This window comes from Amaricoccus sp. (assembly GCF_047602525.1).
Classification (GTDB): Bacteria; Pseudomonadota; Alphaproteobacteria; order Rhodobacterales; family Rhodobacteraceae; genus Amaricoccus.
In genome coordinates this window covers 546,467-566,621 of sequence record NZ_JASGHB010000001.1, presented here as the reverse complement: position 1 = coordinate 566,621, position 20,155 = coordinate 546,467, and the positions used below count along the sequence as shown (strand labels likewise).

General features: G+C 70.8%; 20 protein-coding genes and 2 pseudogenes. 9 read left to right on the top strand and 13 right to left on the bottom strand.

Features of this window, described 5'->3' with window-relative positions:
• Nucleotide 1: 1 nt before the first annotated feature.
• Nucleotides 2–568 carry a cupin domain-containing protein gene (locus QM699_RS03215; protein WP_415009782.1) on the bottom strand — a complete coding sequence of 189 codons (567 nt, stop codon included), beginning with the start codon at nt 566–568 and terminating at the stop codon, nt 2–4.
• A gap of 127 nt (nt 569–695) precedes the next feature.
• Here QM699_RS03215 and QM699_RS03210 point away from each other — a divergent pair, with 127 nt between their 5' ends.
• The gene (locus QM699_RS03210; RefSeq protein WP_415009781.1) at nt 696–1,883 is read left to right on the top strand and encodes an aspartate aminotransferase family protein; all 1,188 of its coding nucleotides are present in this window, start codon (nt 696–698) and stop codon (nt 1,881–1,883) included.
• A gap of 314 nt (nt 1,884–2,197) precedes the next feature.
• Here QM699_RS03210 and QM699_RS03205 read toward each other — a convergent pair whose 3' ends face one another.
• Entirely contained in the window at nt 2,198–2,392 is a 195-nt protein-coding gene (locus QM699_RS03205) for a Rid family hydrolase (RefSeq protein WP_415012685.1), read from the bottom strand.
• Between QM699_RS03205 and QM699_RS03200 the strand changes: the two genes are divergently transcribed.
• Nucleotides 2,391–2,525, top strand: a complete 135-nt coding sequence (locus QM699_RS03200) for a hypothetical protein (protein WP_415009780.1) — start codon at nt 2,391–2,393, stop codon at nt 2,523–2,525. The two genes, QM699_RS03205 and QM699_RS03200, sit on opposite strands and share 2 nt — an antisense overlap.
• Nucleotides 2,526–2,584: 59 nt before the next feature.
• On the opposite strand, the gene QM699_RS03195 is transcribed toward QM699_RS03200, so the two are convergent.
• Nucleotides 2,585–3,262, bottom strand: coding sequence for an SDR family NAD(P)-dependent oxidoreductase (locus tag QM699_RS03195; protein ID WP_415009779.1), 678 nt, complete (start codon nt 3,260–3,262; stop codon nt 2,585–2,587).
• On the opposite strand from QM699_RS03195, the gene QM699_RS03190 reads away from it, so the two are divergent.
• Both QM699_RS03190 and QM699_RS03185 read left to right on the top strand, forming a co-directional pair.
• The gene (locus QM699_RS03190; RefSeq protein ID WP_415009778.1) at nt 3,255–4,163 is read left to right on the top strand and encodes a proline racemase family protein; all 909 of its coding nucleotides are present in this window, start codon (nt 3,255–3,257) and stop codon (nt 4,161–4,163) included. The genes QM699_RS03195 and QM699_RS03190 overlap by 8 nt on opposite strands.
• Before the next feature lie 83 nt (nt 4,164–4,246).
• The gene (locus tag QM699_RS03185) at nt 4,247–4,987 is read left to right on the top strand and encodes a GntR family transcriptional regulator (RefSeq protein ID WP_415009777.1); all 741 of its coding nucleotides are present in this window, start codon (nt 4,247–4,249) and stop codon (nt 4,985–4,987) included.
• A gap of 312 nt (nt 4,988–5,299) precedes the next feature.
• On the opposite strand, the gene QM699_RS03180 is transcribed toward QM699_RS03185, so the two are convergent.
• From QM699_RS03180 to QM699_RS03150, 7 genes are all read right to left on the bottom strand, one after another.
• Entirely contained in the window at nt 5,300–6,088 is a 789-nt protein-coding gene (locus tag QM699_RS03180; RefSeq protein WP_415009776.1) for an SDR family NAD(P)-dependent oxidoreductase, read from the bottom strand.
• 2 nt (nt 6,089–6,090) lie between these two features.
• Entirely contained in the window at nt 6,091–6,813 is a 723-nt protein-coding gene (locus QM699_RS03175; RefSeq protein WP_415009775.1) for an SDR family oxidoreductase, read from the bottom strand.
• Between the two features lie 109 nt (nt 6,814–6,922).
• Entirely contained in the window at nt 6,923–7,063 is a 141-nt protein-coding gene (locus QM699_RS03170; protein ID WP_415009774.1) for a hypothetical protein, read from the bottom strand.
• Nucleotides 7,063–7,935 carry a hydantoinase/oxoprolinase family protein gene (locus QM699_RS03165; RefSeq protein ID WP_415009773.1) on the bottom strand — a complete coding sequence of 291 codons (873 nt, stop codon included), beginning with the start codon at nt 7,933–7,935 and terminating at the stop codon, nt 7,063–7,065. Before QM699_RS03165 ends, QM699_RS03170 begins: the two co-directional genes overlap by 1 nt.
• A gap of 191 nt (nt 7,936–8,126) precedes the next feature.
• Nucleotides 8,127–9,788 carry a thiamine pyrophosphate-binding protein gene (locus QM699_RS03160; RefSeq protein WP_415009772.1) on the bottom strand — a complete coding sequence of 554 codons (1,662 nt, stop codon included), beginning with the start codon at nt 9,786–9,788 and terminating at the stop codon, nt 8,127–8,129.
• Between the two features lie 98 nt (nt 9,789–9,886).
• Nucleotides 9,887–9,982 carry an FAD-linked oxidase C-terminal domain-containing protein gene (locus QM699_RS03155; RefSeq protein WP_415012684.1) on the bottom strand — a complete coding sequence of 32 codons (96 nt, stop codon included), beginning with the start codon at nt 9,980–9,982 and terminating at the stop codon, nt 9,887–9,889.
• Nucleotides 9,943–11,001, bottom strand: a complete 1,059-nt coding sequence (locus QM699_RS03150; RefSeq protein ID WP_415009771.1) for an FAD-binding oxidoreductase — start codon at nt 10,999–11,001, stop codon at nt 9,943–9,945. The genes QM699_RS03155 and QM699_RS03150 overlap by 40 nt, the downstream gene beginning before the upstream one ends.
• Here QM699_RS03150 and QM699_RS03145 point away from each other — a divergent pair.
• Both QM699_RS03145 and QM699_RS03140 read left to right on the top strand, forming a co-directional pair.
• On the top strand, nt 10,957–11,259 hold the full coding sequence (locus QM699_RS03145) for a hypothetical protein (RefSeq protein WP_415009770.1): 303 nt from the start codon (nt 10,957–10,959) through the stop codon (nt 11,257–11,259). The genes QM699_RS03150 and QM699_RS03145 overlap by 45 nt on opposite strands.
• Before the next feature lie 167 nt (nt 11,260–11,426).
• Nucleotides 11,427–12,671 (top strand): LL-diaminopimelate aminotransferase, encoded by a 1,245-nt coding sequence (locus QM699_RS03140; protein WP_415009769.1) that lies wholly within the window; start codon nt 11,427–11,429, stop codon nt 12,669–12,671.
• Between the two features lie 4 nt (nt 12,672–12,675).
• Here the strand turns inward: QM699_RS03140 and QM699_RS03135 are convergent.
• A pseudogene (locus QM699_RS03135) lies at nt 12,676–13,653 on the bottom strand (ComEC/Rec2 family competence protein); the annotation flags it as partial.
• 25 nt (nt 13,654–13,678) lie between these two features.
• Nucleotides 13,679–14,815: pseudogene (locus tag QM699_RS03130) on the bottom strand (ComEC/Rec2 family competence protein); the annotation flags it as partial.
• On the opposite strand from QM699_RS03130, the gene gltX reads away from it, so the two are divergent.
• The gene (gene gltX, locus QM699_RS03125) at nt 14,814–16,250 is read left to right on the top strand and encodes a glutamate--tRNA ligase (RefSeq protein ID WP_415009768.1); all 1,437 of its coding nucleotides are present in this window, start codon (nt 14,814–14,816) and stop codon (nt 16,248–16,250) included. The pseudogene QM699_RS03130 and the gene gltX overlap by 2 nt on opposite strands.
• Before the next feature lie 73 nt (nt 16,251–16,323).
• Nucleotides 16,324–17,622 (top strand): citrate synthase, encoded by a 1,299-nt coding sequence (gene gltA / locus QM699_RS03120; RefSeq protein ID WP_415009767.1) that lies wholly within the window; start codon nt 16,324–16,326, stop codon nt 17,620–17,622.
• A gap of 263 nt (nt 17,623–17,885) precedes the next feature.
• On the opposite strand, the gene QM699_RS03115 is transcribed toward gltA, so the two are convergent.
• A complete protein-coding gene (locus tag QM699_RS03115; RefSeq protein WP_415009766.1) occupies nt 17,886–19,721 on the bottom strand; it encodes an ABC transporter ATP-binding protein in 1,836 nt (611 codons plus the stop codon).
• A gap of 191 nt (nt 19,722–19,912) precedes the next feature.
• Between QM699_RS03115 and QM699_RS03110 the strand changes: the two genes are divergently transcribed.
• Nucleotides 19,913–20,134, top strand: a complete 222-nt coding sequence (locus QM699_RS03110) for a hypothetical protein (protein WP_415009765.1) — start codon at nt 19,913–19,915, stop codon at nt 20,132–20,134.
• Nucleotides 20,135–20,155 lie beyond the last annotated feature (21 nt).

The following is a 20,155-nucleotide window of genomic DNA, read 5'->3' as shown; positions in this document are numbered from 1 at the left end:
CTCAGAAGCTCGGGGGCGTGCAGGCGCTGATCACCTCGCAGAGCACGGCGCCGACACAGCGGAAGCGGTGCGGGCGGCGGCTCTCGAAACAGTAGGCGTCGCCCGGGCCGAGGATGCGGCGCTCGTCCTCGACCGTCACTTCGAGGCGGCCGGAAATGACGACGCCGCCTTCCTCGCCCTCGTGGCTCAGCGGCACCTTTCCGGTGTCGGCCCCCGGCTGGTAGCACTCCTTCAGGATCTGCAGCGACCGGCCGAACATGGTTTCCCCGACCTGCCGGTAGGAGACACCGCCCTTGCCGATCTCGACCAGTTCCTCGGCGGCATAGAACGCCTTCCGCGGCCGCTCCGGCTCGAAGGCGAAGAACTCGGCGAGCCCGACCGGAATGCCGTCGAGGATGCGCTTCAGCGCCCCGACCGACGGATTGGTGCCGTTCGACTCGATCAGCGAGATGGTGGAATTGGTCACGCCGGCGCGCTTGGCCAGCTCACGCTGCGAGAGGCCGTGCAGCATCCGCAGATGCCGCAGGCGGCCGCCAAGGTCGACCTGAGTTGCAGGGCGTGTTTCCACTGTTCGATATTCCGTAACAAACCCGATCTAACTATATGAAATCAACATATTGCAAGCAATTAGAAACAGACTTGTTTGGATTCTCGTGACGTGTCCTATACCCCTCATCAGTCAGGGAGAAACCGCGATGCCGCTCGACCGCCCGAACACGCCGAAGCTCGACAGCTTCTGGATGCCGTTCACCGCCAACCGGCAGTTCAAGGCGGCGCCGCGCCTGCTCGTCGCGGCCGAGGGCATGCACTACACGTCGGCCGACGGCCACAAGGTGCTCGATGGCACCGCCGGCCTCTGGTGCTGCAACGCCGGCCACGCCCGCAAGCAGATCACCGACGCGGTGAGCCGCCAGCTCGCCACCCTCGACTACGCGCCCTCGTTCAACATGGGCCACCCGATCGCCTTCGACTTCGCCGAGCGCCTCGCCGCCATCGCCCCCGGCCCGGACGGCGCCAGGCTCGACCGCATCTTCTACACCGGCTCGGGCTCCGAGAGCGTCGACACCGCGCTGAAGATCGCCATCGCCTACCAGCGCGCCATCGGCCAGGGCACCCGCACCCGGGTGATCGGCCGCGAGCGCGGCTATCACGGGGTCGGCTTCGGCGGCATCTCGGTCGGCGGGCTCGTCAACAACCGCCGGGTCTTCCCGCAGATTCCGGCCGACCACATGCGCCACACCCACGACCTCGCGAAGAACGCCTTCACCGTCGGCCAGCCCGCACATGGCGCCGAACTCGCCGACGACCTGCAGCGCCTCGTCGACCTGCACGGCGCCGAGACCATCGCCGCGGTCATCGTCGAGCCCGTCGCCGGCTCGACCGGCGTCCTCGTCCCGCCGAAGGGCTATCTCGAGCGGCTGCGCGAGATCGCGACGAAGCACGGCATCCTGCTGATCTTCGACGAGGTCATCACCGGCTTCGGCCGCCTCGGCGCGCCCTTCGCGACGAATTTCTTCGGCGTGACGCCAGACATCGTGACGACGGCCAAGGGCCTGACGAACGGCGTGGTGCCGATGGGCGCAGTCTTTGCCTCGCGCAAGGTACACGACGCGCTGATGACCGGCCCGGAAAACGCCATCGAGCTGTTCCACGGCTACACCTATTCCGGTCATCCGATCGCCTGCGCCGCCGGCCTCGCCGCGCTCGACATCTACGAGAGCGACGGCCTGTTCACCCGCGCGGCCGAGCTGCAGGGCAAGTGGGACGCGGCAATCCATTCGCTGAAGTCGGCGAAGAACGTGGTCGACATCCGCACCGTCGGCCTGATCGCCGGCATCGAGCTTCTCCGCGCGCGACGGCGCCCCGGGCGCGCGCGCCTATGAGGTCTTCGTCGACTGCCTCGCGAAGGGCGTGCTGATCCGCGTCACCGGCGACATCATCGCGCTGTCGCCGCCGCTGATCGTCGAGGAGAGCCACATCGACCAGATCGTCTCCACCCTCGGCGACGCGCTCGCCCGCGCCGCCTGACACGAGCGCCGGCCGTATGCCGGCGGGTGAGCCGCACATGCGAACGGGCCGCCGGGGAGACCGGCGGCCCGTCTCGCGTCGGCCCGTCTCGCGTCGGCCCGTCTCACGTCGGCCCGTCTCACGTCGGCCCGTCTCACGGCGGCCCGTCTCGCATTGGACGGCGCCCACCTCAGGCCCGGGCGGCGATCACCAGAACCTCGTCCTTCAGCTCGGGCCGCGCCAGACGCAACTCGCCACAGGCGCGGGCCGGCTGGCTGTCCTTGTCGACCCAGGCGTCATAGACCGCGTTCATCTCAGCGAAGTCGTCCATCGAGGCAAGCCACACCTGCACCGAGAGGATCGACGCCTTGCCCGAACCGGCGATGCCGAGCAGGCGCTCGACCTTGTCGAGGGCGTCGCGGGTCTGCGCGGCCGCGGCCGCCGAGTGCGACGTGCGCTACGGCACGGGGATGCTCGACTCGCAGCTGGACCTGATGCTGGAATTCTTCGGCTACTGAAAAAGAAGCGGCCCCGGACAAGCCGGGGCCGAGTTCAGGGAGGAAGACGGGGCCGGCGCTCAGGCGGGCTGGGCGGCGGCGGTCAGGTAGGTGGAGCGGACGAGCCAGCCGGCGTCGACCGGCAGGGTGACGCCGGTGATCGCGCCCGCCGCCGGCGAGCAGAGGAAGAAGATCGCCTCCGCCACCTCCGACGGCTCGACCATGCGGCCGAGTGCGGAGCGCGCGAGGATCAGCGACGGGTCGCGCTCGCCGCGCTCGATCCGGCCCTTCATCGCCGACGTCAGCGTGAAGCCCGGCGCCACCGCATTGACGCGCACGCCCTGCGGCCCCAGCTCGGCGGCCATGATCTCGGTCAGCATCTTCACGCTGGTCTTCGACACGGCATAGCCGGGCTGCGGCCAGGGCTGGAAGGTGGTCATGGAGCAGAGGTTGATGATCGCGCCGCCGCCCGCCTCGGCCATCCGCGTCGCGAACTCCCGCCCGACCAGCGGCGTGCCGCGGACGTTGACCGCCTGAATGCGGTCGAATTCCTCGATCGGCATCGTGGTGATGCGGGTGGCGTTCCGCAGCAGGCCGCCCGAGTTCACCACCGCCGCCGGCACGCCGAGCCGCGCGGTCACGTCCGCGACCAGCGCCCCGACGGCCACGGCGTCGGAGACGTCGAGCGCGTGGAACTCGCCCCCAAGCTCGGCGGCGATGGCCTCGCCGCGCTCGACATTCACGTCGACGATGACCACCCGCCAGCCGTCGGCGGCGAAGCAGCACCTCCGTCACCGCCTCGACGCCGAGGCCCGCCTTATGTGCGAGCCGCGCGGCCATGGCATGATGTCGGGCACCATGCTCGTGCCCTCGACCCGGCCCGACTGCGACACCGGCGTCCTCTACCTCGAGACCTCGGGCTGCCTGCCGATGTGCGGCCACGCGACGATCGGCACCACGACCTTCGCGATCGAGCGCGGCCTCGTCACGCCGAAGACCCCCGGCGTGCTGCGCCTCGACACCCCCGCCGGCGTCGTCGAGGCGCACTATACCCGCGCCCCGAACGGCAAGGTGACGGGCGTCCGCTTCAGCAACGTCCCGTCCTTCGTCGTCGCGCGGGGCGTCGTGATCGACCACCCCGAACTCGGCCGCCTCACCTTCGACATCGCCTATGGCGGCAACTTCTACCCGATCGTCGAGCCGCAGGAGACGGACCGCGACTGCGCCGACTACGCGCCCGAGACGCTGCAGCGGATGACCCGCCAGTTCGTCGCGCTGCTGCCGGAGATCGTCCACCCCGACAACCCCGCCATCCGCGGCGTCCACCACACGATGTGGACCGGCGCGCCGCAGGCCGGCGGCGACGGCCGCTCCGTCGTCATCACCCTGCCCACCATCGTCGACCGCTCGCCCTGCGGCACCGGAACCTCGGCGCGCGTCGCGCTCCGCGCCGCCCGTGGCGAGCAGGACGTCGGCGACACCTTCGTCCACGAGAGCGTCATCTCCTCCACCTTCACTGGCCGCGTCGAGCGGCACGTCACCCTCGACTGCGGCCTGCCCGCGATCATCCCCAGCGTCGAGGGCTCGGCCTACTCCACCGGCACCTCGACCCACTTCGTCGACGACACCGAGCCCTACGCCACCGGCTTCCTCGCCTGACCGGCGCGGCTGTTCGCGAAGGGCCCGGCATGGTATCCGGGTCGCGCGGGCGCGAGGGGCGTCACCCAACGGAAGGAAGAACCATGGCAACGCCCGTCGCGCTGGAGACCGTCCAGCAGAAGGAGACAGGCAGCGCCCGGGTCTACACGCAGCTCCGGCAGGACATCCTCCGCGTCGCCCTGGCGCCCGGCTCACCCCTCGACGAGGTCGGCCTCAGCGACCGCTTCGGCCTGTCCCGCTCGCCGATCCGCGAGGCGCTGGTCCGCCTGTCGAGCGAGGGGCTCGTCCACATCCTGCCCAACCGCTCGACCATCGTCGCGCCGATGGACATGCAGAGCGTGCCCGAATTCCTCGACTCCCTCGACCTGCTGCAGCGGGTCACCACCCGCTCGGCCGCCCACTTCCGCACCGAGGAGGACCTGCGCGAGATCGTCGCCGCCCAGCGCGGCTACGAGGCGGGCGCGCAGCACAGCCTCGACACCGACGACTCCCTGCCGATGATCGAGTCGAACTACGCCTTTCACATGGCGATCGCCCGCGCCGGCAAGAACCGCTACTTCACCGGCTTCTACCAGCGCGTGCTCGACGAAGGCCGGCGGATGCTGCACTTCCACTTCGCCTTCCAGCGCAGCGACCCGGGCCTCACCGTCGAAAAGCTGGCCGAGGGCCACACGGAAATGGTCGAAGCGATCCGCGCCCGCGACGCCGACCGCGCCGAACAGGCCGCCCACGCCCACGCCATGCAGTTCAAGGGCCGCTTCATGCAGTACCTCGACCGCAGCATCGCCTCGGAGATGCGGCTCGGCACCAACGCCCAGCAGTAGGCCGCGGTCGGCCGCTCAGGCCGCCAGCGCATACGGCACCGCCAGCGCCGCCGCCGGCGCGCCCCGCTCCCGGGGCAGGCGATGGATCATGTCGACTGTCAGTGCCCGCTTGCCCCCGAGATCGAAGACCACCTGGTTGTCACCGACGAAATCGAGCCTTCGCCTCCGCGGGGCCGCTCCACCCCGGTTCGCTGACAGTCCGATACCAGGTCCGCAGAGGCATTTCCGCGCGGCTCCCGCTCCCAGAAACCGCGCAACGTGGACTATGCGATAGTCTGCACCGGCGCACCTTCCCATATTGGGAAGATCTGGTCAGGAGGCTCTCTCGGCGCGGGCTCGATATGAGAGCTCCCTCACGCGTAGATATACCCCCGAGACGATGATCGTCTCGCCGGTCATGTAGGTGTTCTTCGGCCCCCCGGCCATCAGCACCCACTCCGCCATCTCCCGCGGCTCGCCGCCGCGCCCGAGCGGGCTCGCCTTGGCGAGTTCGGCGAGAAAGCCCGAGGCCTTGGCCTTTTCCGTCGCCATGCCGGCCGGCGCCACCGCGTTGACCAGGATTCCGTCCGGCGCGACCTCGTGGGCGAAGCTCTTGGTCAGGCTCGTCACCGCCGCCTTGGTCGCGGCGTAGTGCGCATTCTGCGGGTGCGCCTTGAAGGCGTCCACCGAGGTGATGTTGACGATCCGGCCCCGCACCTGCCCGACGGGCGCCTGCGCCCGCATCTGCCGCACCGCCGCGACCATCATGTGGTAGCTGCCCTTCACGTTGATCGCGGTCGAGGCGTCCCAGTCCGCGTCGGTGATCTCGAGCAGCGGCTTGCGCGGATAGATCGCCGCCGAATTGACCAGCGTGTCGACGCGCCCGAGCACCCCCGCCACCGCTGCGAAGGCCCCGTGCGCTGCCGCCGCCGTGCGGATGTCGCAGGCGGCAGCCGCGACCTTCAGCCCCGCCGCGCGCGCCGGCGCCAGCGCCGCCTCGGCCGCCGCCGCATTCAGGTCGACGATCCCGACCCCGCTCGCCCCCGCCTCGACCGCCATTTCCGCGATCAGCGCCCCGAGGCCGGCGCCGCCGCCGACCACCACGATGGAAAGTCCCCGCATCCTCATCCGTCCTTCTTCCCGGGCCCGCCGGTCGCGGTCGCCTGCTGCGTCGGCAGGATGTCGAAGCGCGCCACGTCGACCGCCGGCGGAAGCGCCAGCACCGCCAGAACCATTGCCGCGACATCCTCCGGCTGCACCGCCGACCCGCCGGCATACATCGCCGCCCGCGCCGTCTCGGAGACGACGCCCCGGTAGAGCCCCGTCTCGACCCGCCCCGCGACGATCTCCGTCACCCGCACCCCCGAGGGCGCGAGGTCCAGCCGCAGCGCCTGGGCAAAGCCGCCCACCGCCGCCTTGGTCGCGCAGTAGACGGCATAGTTCGGAAACGCCGCGTGCCCCGCCGTCGAGCCGGTGAAGAAGACGTGCCCCCTGCCCCGCGCCCGCATTCCGGGCGCCACCGCCCGCGTCAGCGCCAGCACCGCACCGACGTCGACCGCAATCGCCCGCTCGATCTCGTCCTCGGCGGTGTCGCAGAAGTTTGCCAAGGGCGGCATCCCCCCGGCGTTGTTGACCAGCACGTCGGGCTCGATCCCCGCGACGGCCTCCCGCAGCGCCGCCCGGTCGGCGACATCGACCGCGATCCCGCGGATCCCCTGAGCCTCGAGTTCCGCCAGCGCCTCGGCCCGCCACCCGATCGCCACCACCTCGTAGCCGACGCCGTACAGCGCCACGGCGACCGCGCGCCCGATCCCGCCCGTCGCCCCGGTCACCAGTGCCAGTGCCATGCGATCCCTCCGCTTTCCCCGCGACGTTGCAGCAGCCGCCGCGCCGCGAACATCAAGAACGCCGGCCGATCGGCAAGTTGTCCTTGGCCGGGGCACCGGGGTCGCAGCCTCAGGCGTCGACCTGCTCCAGCTCCTGCCAGCGCTCGCCTTCGACCCGGCGGCAGAAGGCCGCGATCTGCCGGACGCGCCGATGCCCCTTGGGCAGCACGAGGAAGAACCCCGGCACCTCCTGCTCCGGCATCGCGTCCATCACCGCCGTGCCGAACGGCGCGACGAGCTTGCCCGAGCGCAGGTCCTCTGCCGCGTCGCCCCCTTGCAGAAGCGCGTGGTCCGCGCGCCCTCGAAGGTCCGCGCCGTCTTCGGCTGAGAGCCCTCGATCAGGCAGACCTTCGCCGTCGTCCCGCCCATGTCGTAGCTGACGACCGTCTCCAGCGCGAACCGCCGCGCCACGTCGGCGGCAAAGATCGCGCCACCCGCCGGCCCGCTCTCGATGAGGCGCACCGGGAACTCCGCGGCCGTCTCGACCGAGATCAGCCCGCCGCCGGAGTGGATCATGAAGACGGGGCAGCCGGCGCCCCTCTCCTTCAGCCGCACCTGCAGCCGCGCAAGGTAATCTGCCATCCGCGGCCGGACGTAGGCGTTGGCGCAGACGGTGTTGAACCGCTCGAACTCGCGCATCTGCGGCGAGACCTCGGACGAGATCAAGATCGGCAGGTCCACCCTGGCCGTGATGATCTCGCGCGCCCGCCGCTCGTGCTCGGGGTTCATGTACGAGTGGATGAACCCGATCGCGACGGCGCCAAACCCCTCCGCGGCGATCCTGTCTGCGATCGCCGCCAGCCCCGTCTCGTCGAGCGGCGCCAGCTCCTGCCCCTGCGCCCCGATCCGCCCCTTCACCGTGAAGCGGTCTTCCCGCGGCACCAGCGGCGTCGGCAGGCGCAGGTTCAGGTCGTACTGCTCGAAGCGGCTCTCCGTCCGCATCTCGATCACGTCGAGGATCGCCTGCTCGGGCGCAGCGTAGGTCGTCAGCACCTTGGTCGAATAGAGCCTGCCCCGGACATCGAGGGCGATGTCCGTGAAGGTGCCGCCAATATCTGCGCCCAGTCGGATCTGCCCGGTCATCGAGGGGTCTTCCTTGTCGATCTGCGGCCCGGAAGCGCCGGGCCGTCGTTGCGGAGGATCCTGCCTGCGAAGCCCGTCCGCCTGAACCAGGAACGGCGGCCGATCGGCAAGCATTCCTTGTCTCCCCACGTGCCGGGAGGCGTCGGGGGGAGGGCTTTGCGTGTTTTGCCGGACAGGAGGGAGCGGCGGCGTCAGGCGCGCTTCGCCTTCAGCGCCGCTGCCGTCATCTCGCTCAGTGTCTGCCGGGGCGTCAGCGCCTCCGGCGAGATGGCGAGGTCGAGCACCGCGCCGGTCGGGGACGCCAGCGCCCGCCCGAACGCAGCCGGGAAATCACTGGTCCGCTCGACCCGCTCCGCGTGATAGCCGTAGGCGCGGGCCAGCATCACGAAGTCCGGGTTCTCCATCGTCGTCCCCGACACCCGCCCGGGATAGGTCCGCTCCTGATGCGCGCGGATCGTGCCGTAGATGCCGTTGTTCAGCACCAGCACGATCGGCTGCGCGCCCGCCTGCATCGCCGTGCCGAGCTCCTGGCAGGTCATCTGGAAGTCGCCGTCCCCGGCGAAGCAGACCACCACCCGCTCCGGGAAGGCGACCTTGGCCGCCACCGCCGCCGGCAGTCCGTAACCCATGGCCCCGGACTGCGGCGCGAGCAGCCGCGCCTTCGGCCCGAACTTGAAGAACTTGTTCGGCCAGACGGTGAAGTTGCCGGCGCCGTTGGTCAGGATCACGTCCTCGGGCAGCACGTCGCGCAGGTGCGCCGTCACCGCCACCATGTCGACCGGCGACGGCTGCGCCGGCGCGTCGAACCCCGCCTCCCAGTCCGCCCGTCCCTTCGCCCGCCACGCCGCCCAGCCGCCCCGCACCGGCCGGAGCGCCGCGGCGAAGGCATTCGGCCCCGCGTGGATCCCGAGCGCCGGCTGGTAGACCTTGCCGATTTCCCGGTCGGAGGCATGCACGTGGATCAGCGTCTGCTTCGGCATCGGCACGTCGAGCAGCGTATAGCCGTCCGTCGTCATCTCGCCGAAGCGGGTGTTGATCGCGAGGATGACGTCGGCGTTCCGGACCAACGCCTTGACATGCGGCGGCATCCCGACGCCGGCCTCGCCGCAGTAGATGGGCGAGCCGTTGTCGACCTGATCCTGATAGCGAAACGCCGCCACCACCGGGATGTCCGACGCCTCCGCGAACTCCTGCAGCGCCGCGGACCCCGCCGCGCTCCAGTTCGCCCCCGCCATCAGCACCAGCGGCCGCTCGGCCCCGGCCAGCAGCGCCAGCGCCTCCTCGACCGCCTCGGCCAGCGGCGCCGGCTCCGCCACCCTCGCCGGCCCGGTCAGCGGCGCCGCGCCGGTCAGGCTCGTCAGCATGTCCTCGGGCAGCGCCACCACCACCGGGCCAGGCCGCCCCGTCACGGCCGTCGTCCAGGCGCGGCCGAGGATCTCCGGGATACGCGCCACGTCGTCGATCTCGACCGCCCACTTCGCCATCGTGCCGAACACCGCGCGATAGTCGATTTCCTGGAACGCCTCGCGCCCCCGCATGTCGGTGCCGACCTGCCCGACGAAGAGCAGCATCGGCACGCTGTCCTGCATCGCGGTGTGCACGCCGATCGAGGCGTTGGTGACGCCCGGGCCCCGGGTCACGAAGCAAATCCCCGGGCTCCCGGTCAGCTTGCCCCAGGCAGCCGCCATGAAGGCCGCACCGCCCTCGTTGCGGCAGAGCACGAAGTCGAGCCGGCCGCTGGTGTCGTGCAGGGCGTCGAGCACGGCGAGATAGCTCTCGCCCGGCACCCCGAAGCTCTTCGTCGCTCCGAGGGCCACCAGGCTCTCCACCAGGAGCTGCCCGCCGTTCCGCATGCCCTGTCCCTCCACGCCCGTGCTGCGACAGACATTGCCTTGCCCCGGGCGTCCGGGAAACCAAGAAATCCGGACCATCGGAAAGCCCGGCTTGCGGCTCAGCCGATGACCACCGCGCCGGGGTTCAGGATCCCCGTCGGGTCCAGCGCGTCTTTCAGCCGTCGATTGAGATCGCGCTCGATCTCCGGCCGCAGCGCATCGGCAAGGGCGACCTTTGCCCGGCCGAGCCCGTGCTCGGCAGCGAAGCTGCCCCCATCCCCTGCGCGAGCCGGGCCAGCGCCAGCCCGATCTCCGGCCCCTGCCCGGCGAAGTCGACCATCCCCTCCGGCGGCGTCAGGTTGTAGTGGATGTTCCCGTCCGCCAGATGCCCGAACGGATTGATCCGCGCCCCCGGCAGCAGCGCGTCGACGAGGGCGGCCCCCGCCGTGATGAAGCCGGCGATCCGCCCCGGCGGCACCGCGATGTCATGCTCGAGCTGCGCCCCTTCCAGCCGCTGCCCCTCCGGCTGCTCCTCCCACAGCTTCCAGAACGCCGTGCGCTGCGCCTCCGACGCGGCGATGGCGCCGTCGAGGACCAGCCCTGCCTCCATCCCCCATTCCAGCACCGTGCCGACGATCTCGTCGAGCGGCACCTTGCCCGACCCCGCCGTCGCCTCGACCAACAGGTAGCATCCGCCCCGGCTGCCGAGGGGCAGCGACAGTCCGGGGACATGCTTCTCCGCCAGCCGCAGCCCCACCTCCGAGAAGAACTCGAGGCCGGCGAGAAACTCGCCCGCCTCGGCCCGGAGCCGTGTCCCGAACGCCACCGCATCGCCGACCGACGCCAGCGCCAGGAGCGCCGTCGTCCGCTGCACCGGCGCGGGATGGAGCCGCAGCACCGCCCGCGTCACCACCCCGAGCGTGCCCTCCGAGCCGCAGAACAGCCGCCGCAGCGGATACCCGGCATTGTCCTTCTGAACGGCCCGCATCCCGTCCCAGACGGTGCCGTCCGCAAGCACCACCTCGAGCCCGAGCACGAGGTCCGCCATCATGCCGTAGCAAAACGCCTGGTTTCCCCCGGCGTTCGCCCCGATCAGCCCGCCGATCTGCGCGCTCCCCTCCGCTCCGAGGTGCATCGGCAGCATCAGCCCCGACCCTTCCAGCGCCGCGCCGCCGTCGAGGGCATCGACATGATCTTCGTCGGCCCGAACGACCTCGCCGGCTCCATCGCCCACCTCGAGCGCATGCTCGAACCCGAGCCGCAGGCGCTCCTCGCCCGGATCGAGGCCTTCGCCACGGCGAACGGCACGCTCCTCGGCACGATCTGCGGCGCCGGCCGCGGCTGGGCCGACCTCCACGCCCTCGGCTGCCGCTTCGTCATCGGCCCGAACGACGTCTCCCTGATCGTCAGTGGCGCCCGGGCCGCGGCGGACGAGCGGGACGGCGCCATCTCCGGGCCCCGCGGCGCCGAGCGGTCCCGGCCGGCCTATTGAAACCCCGGCACATCGGGCAGGACAGGCGGTGGCGCGGGCGGCCGCCACCGCCCGCAACGGCACCAACGTGCTGTCCCGGCCCGGCCGGAACGGGCAACTTCGGCCTGTCCTTCGCATCCCCCGGAGCGTATAAGGCCGCTCCCGCCCCCAGCCCGCGAAGCACCGCCATGGCCGACGAAGAGTTCTACCGCATCAAGCGCCTCCCGCCCTACGTCTTCGCCGAGGTGAACCGGCTCAAGGCCAAGCTGCGCGCCGAGGGAATGGACATCATCGACTTCGGCATGGGCAATCCCGACATGGATACGCCCCGCCACATCGTCGACAAGCTGGTCGAGACGGTGCAGCGCCCGCGCACCCACCGCTATTCCGCCTCCAAGGGCATCCCCGGGCTGCGCCGCGCCCAGGCCGGCTACTACGCCCGCCGCTTCGGCGTGACGCTCGACCCGGAGACCGAGGTGATCGCCACGCTCGGCTCCAAGGAGGGGCTCGCCAACCTCGCCATGGCGATCACCGCCCCCGGCGACGTCATGCTGGTGCCGAACCCGAGCTATCCGATCCACCCCTATGGCTTCATGATCGCCGGCGGCACGCTGCGGCATGTGCCGGCACTGCATGACGGCCGCTTCGACCCGGAGGAGTACCTGCGCGCGCTCGGGCGGGCGGTGATGCACTCGGTGCCGAAGCCCGTGGCCGTCGTCGTCTCGTTCCCCTCGAACCCGACGGCGCAGGTCTGCGACGTCGAGTTCTACCGGGAGCTGATCGCCTTCGCGAAGAAGCATCACCTCTGGGTGCTGTCCGATCTCGCCTATGCCGAGATCTATTTCGACGACAACCCGCCGCCCTCGATCCTGCAGGTCGACGGCGCGAAGGACGTGGCGGTCGAGTTCACCTCGCTCTCCAAGACCTACGCCATGCCCGGCTGGCGCATGGGCTTCGCCGTCGGCAACCGCCGGCTTGTCGACGCGCTGACCCGGATCAAGTCCTATCTCGACTACGGCGCCTTCACCCCGGTGCAGGTCGCCGCCGCGGCCGCGCTCAATGGCCCGCAGGACTGCGTGAGCGAGATCCGCGCGATCTACCGTCACCGCCGCGACGTGCTCATCGACTCGATGGCGCGCGCCGGCTGGCAAATCCCGTCGCCGCCCGCCACCATGTTCGCCTGGGCGCCGGTCCCTGCCCCGTTCGCCGAGATCGGCTCGATGGGCTTCTCGAAGATCCTGCTGCGCGAGGCCGAGGTGGCGGTGGCGCCCGGCGTCGGCTTCGGCGAGTACGGCGAGGGCTTCGTCCGCCTCGGCCTCGTCGAGAACGAGCAGCGCATCCGTCAGGCCGCCCGCGGCGTGAAGAAGGTGCTCGCCAACGCCAGCGCCCTCGTCGAGCGCTACCGCGCCGAAGAGGAAGAGGTCCTGGCCTGACGCCTCACCCGGTCCACGGGCGCCCCCGGCTCGCCGAGCGGGCGCCCTCGACCCTGAGGCCGGTCTTCGTCAACCGGATGGCCAGCGCGCCGTCGTGCCGCAGCCGCTCCTTGCCGACGAAGAGGCAGCGCCCGGGCGGCGCTTCCGCCCAGTTCGGCGCGATCAGCACCGCGGCCGTCTCGCAGAGCCCGTCCTCGGCCTCGGTCGCGCCGACGTAGAGCACCGTCCCGACGCCGGGCACGTCCGCCCGGATGCGGTGCTTGACCCGCTTCAGCATGCCCCGGCCATAGGCTTCCTGCGGCGAGGCGAGATCGCCGTCGTCGCGCAGCCACGCCTCGGCGGCGAAGCCGTTGCCCGTGCCGCTCAGCACCCGCCCTGCCGCCGTGCGGAAGCCGAACAGCCGCCCGTCGTCGGCGATCACCACGTCGGGCCTGCCGTGCGCCGCCCAGAGCACCAGCCCGACGCCCGCGAGCCCCAGCCCGGCCCAGCGCCCGCGCCCGATCCAGAGCACGAAGACGATGCCGCCCATGACCAGCAGCGCGAGGCTCACCGGCGGCCCGGCACGCACGCCGGTCACCGCCCCGCCCCAGCCCGCGACGAGGCGCGCCACCGCGATCACGTAGTCCATGCCGAGCCCCGCCACCCGGAACGGCAGCCAGTCGAGCCCGAACGGCGCGGCCAGCACGCCCACCACCGCCGCCGGCATGACGACGAGCCCCATCGCCGGCACCGCGAGCAGGTTCGCGACCAGGCCGTACTGCGTCATCGTGTTGAAATGAAACGCCGAGATCGGCCCGGTCGCGAGCCCCGCGACCAGCGAGGTCATGGCGACCCCGATCACCGGCTTCGGATAGCGCCAGCCCGGCGCGGTCTGGATCGTCCTCCACCACGCCCGCCCGCGCAGGCCCTCGAACGCCGCGATCAGCGCCACGGTCGCCGCGAACGACATCTGGAACCCCGGCTGCACCAGAACTCTCGGGCGCGAACACCAGCACCACGAGCGCCGCCAGCGCCACCGCCCGCATGGTCAGGGCCGGCCGGTCGATCAGCACCGCGACCAGCACCACCGCCGTCATCACGTACGAGCGTTGCGCCGGCACATCGAGCCCGGACACCACGAGGTAGACGAGCCCCGCCAGCAGCGCCACGCCGGCCGCGATCTTCTTCAGCGGCCAGCGCAGCGCCAGCGGCGGCACCAGCGCCAGCCCGTAGCGGATCAGGCCGAACACCGCCGCCGCCAGCAGGCTCATGTGCAGGCCGGAGATCGAGACGATATGATAGAGGCTCGAGATGCGCAGCGCATCCTCCACCGATCGGTCGATGCCCGAACGGTCGCCGGTCAGGATCGCCGCGGCGAACGCGCCGCCCTGGTTCGGCACCAGCGCCTGAATGTGCCGCGACGATGCCATGCGCGCCCGGAAGGCGAGCTGCGAGAAACTGCCGGTGTCGGAGCCCTCGCCCTCCACCACCGGCCCGCGGGCATAGCCCACGGCGCCCAGCCGCTCGAACCACGCCTGCCGGCGATAGTCGAACGCGCCGGGCTCCGAGGGCGCCGGCGGCGGTGTCAGCCGCGCCTGCATCATCAGCCGGAGCCCCGGCGCCAGCAGGCTCGCGGGCGTCGCGGGATCGACCGACACCCGCACCCGCGCCGGCACCCGGGCCGGATCCATGCCGTAGATCGCCACCCGGTCGAGCAGCACCCGCGGCCGGTCGGAGGACGATCGGTCGAGCCCGACCACCCGTCCCGACACCGTCGCCATCACCGGATAGGCCAGCACCGGCGCCGCGACCGTCCGCGCCCGCAGCGCCGCCACCCCGAGCCCGAGCCCGGGCAGCAGCAGCACCAGCAGCGCCACCCGCAGCAAGGGCCCCGCCGGCCAGAGCCCGGCCGCAAGCCCCGCGAGCGCGAGCCCCAGCCCGGCCAGCACCCATCCCGCCGGCTCCACCGGCAGCGCGAAATAGACGGCGATCCCGATCCCGAACAGCACCGGCAGCCACAGCGCAAAGGCCGGCCGCTGCGCCTCGATCGCCTCGACCAGCCGCCCGTACGCCCGACTTCCGTCCACCTTCCCTTGCCCTCGCCGCCGCTCTTGTCCTAAGGACCAGTCCTGCCGCCCGCATGGTTGCCAGGAGGTTAAGCCCATGCCTTCCGCCCCCCTGTCGTCCGCCGCGGTCGTGACCCGCTTCGCACCGTCGCCGACCGGCTACCTGCACATCGGCGGCGCCCGCACCGCGCTCTTCAACTGGCTCTACGCCCGGCACACCGGCGGCACGTTCCTGCTGCGCATCGAGGACACCGACCGCGCCCGCTCCACGCCGGAAGCGACCGAGAAGATCTTCGAGGGCCTGCGCTGGCTCGGTCTCGACTGGGACGGCGACGCGATCAGCCAGTTCGACCGCGCCCCCCGCCACGCCGAGGTCGCCCGCGAGATGATCGCCCGCGGCACCGCCTATCCGTGCTGGTCCACCCAGGAGGAGATCGAGGCGTTCCGCGAGCAGGCGAAGGCCGAAGGCCGCCCGCCCCTGTTCCGCTCGCCCTGGCGCGACGCCGACCCGGCCACCGCCCCCGACGCGCCGTTCGTCATCCGCCTGAAGGCGCCGCGCGACGGCGAGACCACGGTCAGCGACCTGGTGCAGGGCGACGTCACCTGGAAGAACGAGACGCTCGACGACCTGATCCTGCTGCGCTCCGACGGAACGCCGACCTACATGCTCGCGGTGGTGGTGGATGACCACGACATGGCCGTCACGCACATCATCCGCGGCGACGACCACCTGACGAACTCTGCCCGCCAGACGCTGATCTATCGCGCCATGGACTGGCCGGTGCCGGCGATGGCGCACATCCCGCTGATCCACGGGCCGGACGGCAAGAAGCTCTCCAAGCGCCACGGCGCCCTCGGCGTCGATGCCTACCGCGACATGGGCTATCCGGCGGAGGCGATGCGCAACTACCTCGCCCGGCTCGGCTGGAGCCACGGCAACGACGAGCTGTTCACCACCGCGCAGGCGATCGAGTGGTTCGATCTCACCCACCTCGGCAAGGCGCCGGCCCGCTTCGACTTCGCCAAGCTCGAGAGCCTGTCCGGCCAGCACATCCGGACGATGGACGACTCGACGCTGCTCGGCGAGCTCGAAGGTTTTCTTGCAGCGCAAAAACGCGCCCCCTTGACCGAGACCGAGCGCGCGCAGATGCTCCGCGCCATGCCGGGACTCAAGGAGCGAGCCAAGACCCTGCCCCAAGTTCTTGATATGGCGAGCTTCATTCTCGGAAAACGCCCGTTCTCGGCCGACGCGGCAGGAGCGAAGGCGCTGGCGTCCGCGCCCGCCGGGATGATGGAAAAATTGACTTCGCGCTTGCGAGAGGCTAACTGGACTCCCGAAGGCCTCGAGACGGCCGTCCGCGAATTTTCCACCGACGAGGGACTGGGCCTCGGCAAGGTCGCCCAGCCCCTTCGTGTTGCGCTGTCTGGCCGCACCGTGTCCTTGGGCGTTTTCGACATGATGGATATCCTCGGCCGGACGGAAAGCCTCGCTCGGATGGAGGATTGCGTGAATTCGGTGGCAACGGGCGCATGACGTCGCGTCCCTTGCCGCCGCACAACGAACATGGCGACCGCGCCGTGCGGTGCCTGCGACAGAGGGGACGACAATGACGAACCAGGCGCACCACTCCGCACGTCTCTCGATCGGCGACAAGACGCTGGATCTGCCGATCTACAGCGGCACGATCGGGCCCGACGTCATCGACATCCGCCACCTGTATTCCGACGGCGGCGTCTTCACCTTCGATCCCGGCTACACGTCCACGGGGTCGTGCGAGAGCGCGATCACCTACATCGACGGCGACAAGGGCGAGCTGCTCTATCGCGGCATCCCGATCGAGCAGCTCGCCGACAAGTCGAACTTCCTCGAAGTGGCGTACCTTCTGCTGAACGGCGACCTGCCGACCGCGGCCCAGCTCGAGGATTTCGTCGGCCGGGTGACGAACCACACGATGCTGCACGAGCAGATGTCGTATTTCTTCCGCGGCTTCCGCCGCGACGCGCATCCGATGGCGATCGTGTGCGGCACCATGGGCGCCATGGCCGCGTTCTACCACGACTCCACCGACATCAACGACGCCTGGCAGCGCGAGGTCGCGACGATCCGCATGATCGCCAAGATGCCGACGATCGTCGCGTGGGCGTACAAGTATTCGGTCGGCCAGCCGTTCGTCTATCCGCGCAACAGCCTCGACTACGCCTCGAACTTCCTCAACATGTGCTTCTCGGTGCCGGCCACCGACTACGTGGTGAGCCCGATCCTGTCCCGCGCCATGGACCGGATCTTCACGCTGCACGCCGACCACGAGCAGAACGCCTCCACCTCCACGGTGCGCCTCGCCTCGTCCTCCGGCGCCAACCCGTTCGCCTGCATCGCTGCCGGCGTCGCCTGCCTCTGGGGGCCGGCGCATGGCGGTGCCAACGAGGCGTGCCTGCGGATGCTGCGCCAGATCGGCACGCCCGACCGCATCCCGGAGTTCATCGCCAAGGCCAAGGACAAGAACGATCCGTTCCGGCTCATGGGCTTCGGCCACCGGGTCTACAAGAACTTCGACCCGCGCGCCAAGGTGATGAAGCAGTCGGCGGACGAAGTGCTCGGTCTGCTCGGCGTCGAGGACAACCCGACGCTGCAGGTGGCCAAGGAACTCGAGCGCATCGCCCTCGAAGACCCCTACTTCATCGAGAAGAAGCTCTACCCGAACGTCGACTTCTACTCGGGCATCATCCTCGACGCGATGGGCTTCCCCACCTCGATGTTCACGCCGATCTTCGCGCTCGCGCGCACCGTCGGCTGGATCTCGCAGTGGAAGGAAATGCTCGAGGATCCGCAGCTGAAGATCGGCCGCCCGCGGCAGCTCTACACCGGCCCGACGCGCCGCGACTACGTTGAGGTCGAGGACCGCTGATCCGTCAGCCGGAGGCGCCGCAACGCGCCTCCATCGCCCTGCAAACGCTGCCCGCTGCACCGCCATCCGGCTGCACTCGATGTGCCCGGTATTCATACAGGCAGAAACCCTGTCGGGCAGTCGCAGGGGCCCCGCCAACAGGCGGGGAGAACGAAGACTCGCCGCGCAACAGCGCGGCTCCTGAGTGACCGGCCGCAACGGCGGCCTGTCACGCAGCGCCGGACGAGCGGGAGCCCGAAAGGCTCCCCGAGGCCGGCGCTCCCCTACTCCGCCGCCACGTCGATGAACCCGCCCGACTGGTGCTCCCAGAACCGGGCGTAGAGCCCGCGCCGCGCCAGCAGCGCCTGATGCGTGCCCTCCTCGACGATCCGGCCTTCGTCCATCACCACGATCCGGTCCATCCGCGCGATGGTCGACAGCCGGTGCGCGATGGCGATCACCGTCTTGCCCTCCATCACCGTCTCGAGCGTCTCCTGGATCGCCACCTCGACCTCGCTGTCGAGTGCCGAGGTCGCCTCGTCCAGCACCAGCACCGGCGCGTTCTTCAGGATCACCCGGGCGAGCGCGATGCGCTGGCGCTGGCCGCCCGAGAGCTTCACCCCACGCTCCCCGAGGTGCGCGGCATACCCCTCGCGCCCCTTGAAGTCGCGCAGGCCCAGAATGAAGTCATGCGCCTCCGCCCGCCTCGCCGCCGCAAAGACCTCATCGTCGCTGGCCTCCGGCCGGCCGTAGCGGATGTTCTCCATCGCCGAGCGGTTGAACATCGCGGTCTCCTGCCGGACCATGCCGATCTGCGCGCGCAGCACGTCCTGCGGGATCTCGCGGATGTCCACCCCGTCGAGGCGGATCCGCCCGCCCTCGACGTCGTAGAGCCGCAGCAGGAGCGAGACGGCGGTGCTCTTTCCGACGCCGGAGCGCCCGATCAGCGCCACCCGCTCGCCCGGGCGCACGTGCAGGGAAAAGCCGTCGAGCGCCGGCACCGGCCGGCCATAGCCGAAGGCCACGTCGTCGAAGTCCACCGCCCCGCGGATCTGCGGCGGCGTGCGCGGCTCGGCGGCGTCGGTGATGGCGTGCGGCGGCGACAGGGTGCGGATGCCGTCCTCGATCTCGCCGACGTTGGCAAAGACCCCCATCGCCGCCATCGACACCCACCCGGACATCTGCGCGATGCGGGTGGCGATGATGCCCGCCGTCGCGATATCGCCCGCGGTGGCGAGATCCCGGGTCCAGAGCAGCAGTGACCCGCCGATCAGCGCCACCGACAGCGCCCCGGCCAGCGCCATCAGCCAGAAGCGAAAGGCCGAGCTGACCGCGCCAAACGCCACGGTGGCGCCGCGATAGCCCTGAAGGGCACGCAGCGCCGCCTCGTCCTCGTGCAGCCGGTGGCTGAAGAGCTTCACCGTCGCGATGTTGGTGATGGTGTCGACCACCTGCCCGGTGACGACCGCCCGCGCCGCCGCGCGCGCCGTCGAGCGCGCGCGCACCTGCGGCATGTAGTGCCGGATCAGCAGCACGTAGCCGGCGAGCCAGACCAGCATGGCGACGGCCAGCCACAGGTTCATCCGGCCCACCACGGCCATCGCGCCGACGATCGCCGTCACCGCCAGGCCGAAGGTGTTGACCGTCTCGCTCACCGCATCGGTGATCGCCCGCGCCGTCTGCTGCTGCTTCTGGGCGATACGCCCGGCAAAGTCGTCGTCGAAGAACGACAGCGCCTGACCGAGCGTGTGGCGGTTCAGCCGCGCGAGCACCAGCGGATAGAGGTTCGGCCCCAGCGTCAGGCTGGTCAGCGCCGCCCCGAGCCCGAGCAATGCCGGCCGCAGCAGCAGGAAGAAGCCGACGGCTCCGAGCAGGATCGGCCAGTTCGCCGCGACGAACCCGGCCGGCCCATGCGCCTGCGCGATGTCGATGAGCCAGCCGACCAGCTGCGCCGACACCACCTCGGTGACGCCGACGGCGATCGACACCGCCGCGGACAGCCAGACCGCCGGCAGCGCCCCGCGCAGGACCCAGGCCATGAAGCGCCAGAACCGATCCGGCGGCGGCCCGTCGGCGGGAACGAACGGGTCGATCAGGCCGGGAAGGCGACGGCGGATCATGCGGCCGCTCCCGGCCATCGGGCGGCTGGGAGCGGGCCGTGTCCGGGCGCCGGGCGGGTGTCTCTGCGGGTCATCGCCCAATGGTAAGCCGTGGTCGGCCAAAGGCAAACCCTCGCGGCCGCGCAGCCACCCGCGCGCTCGACGCACGCATGGGCTGTGCTACCTTCCGACAGCGCGATTCCGGAGGACAGATGGACAAGACCGAGCAATTGTCACACGCCGTCGAGGCGCTTTCCCTGCAACTCCGGGCGCACGAGGTGGTGCTGAGCGCACTGGCGCGACGGGTCGGGCTGACCGCCGAAGACGCGATCCTGTCGCTCGGCCAGCGGGACATGCTCGACGCGCCACAACACCTTGCCGAGGTGATGGAGCGCGTCCGCCGCATTCTGGAGCGCGCCGGGGTCGCAGACTAGCGCGCCGCCGGCTCGCGGGCC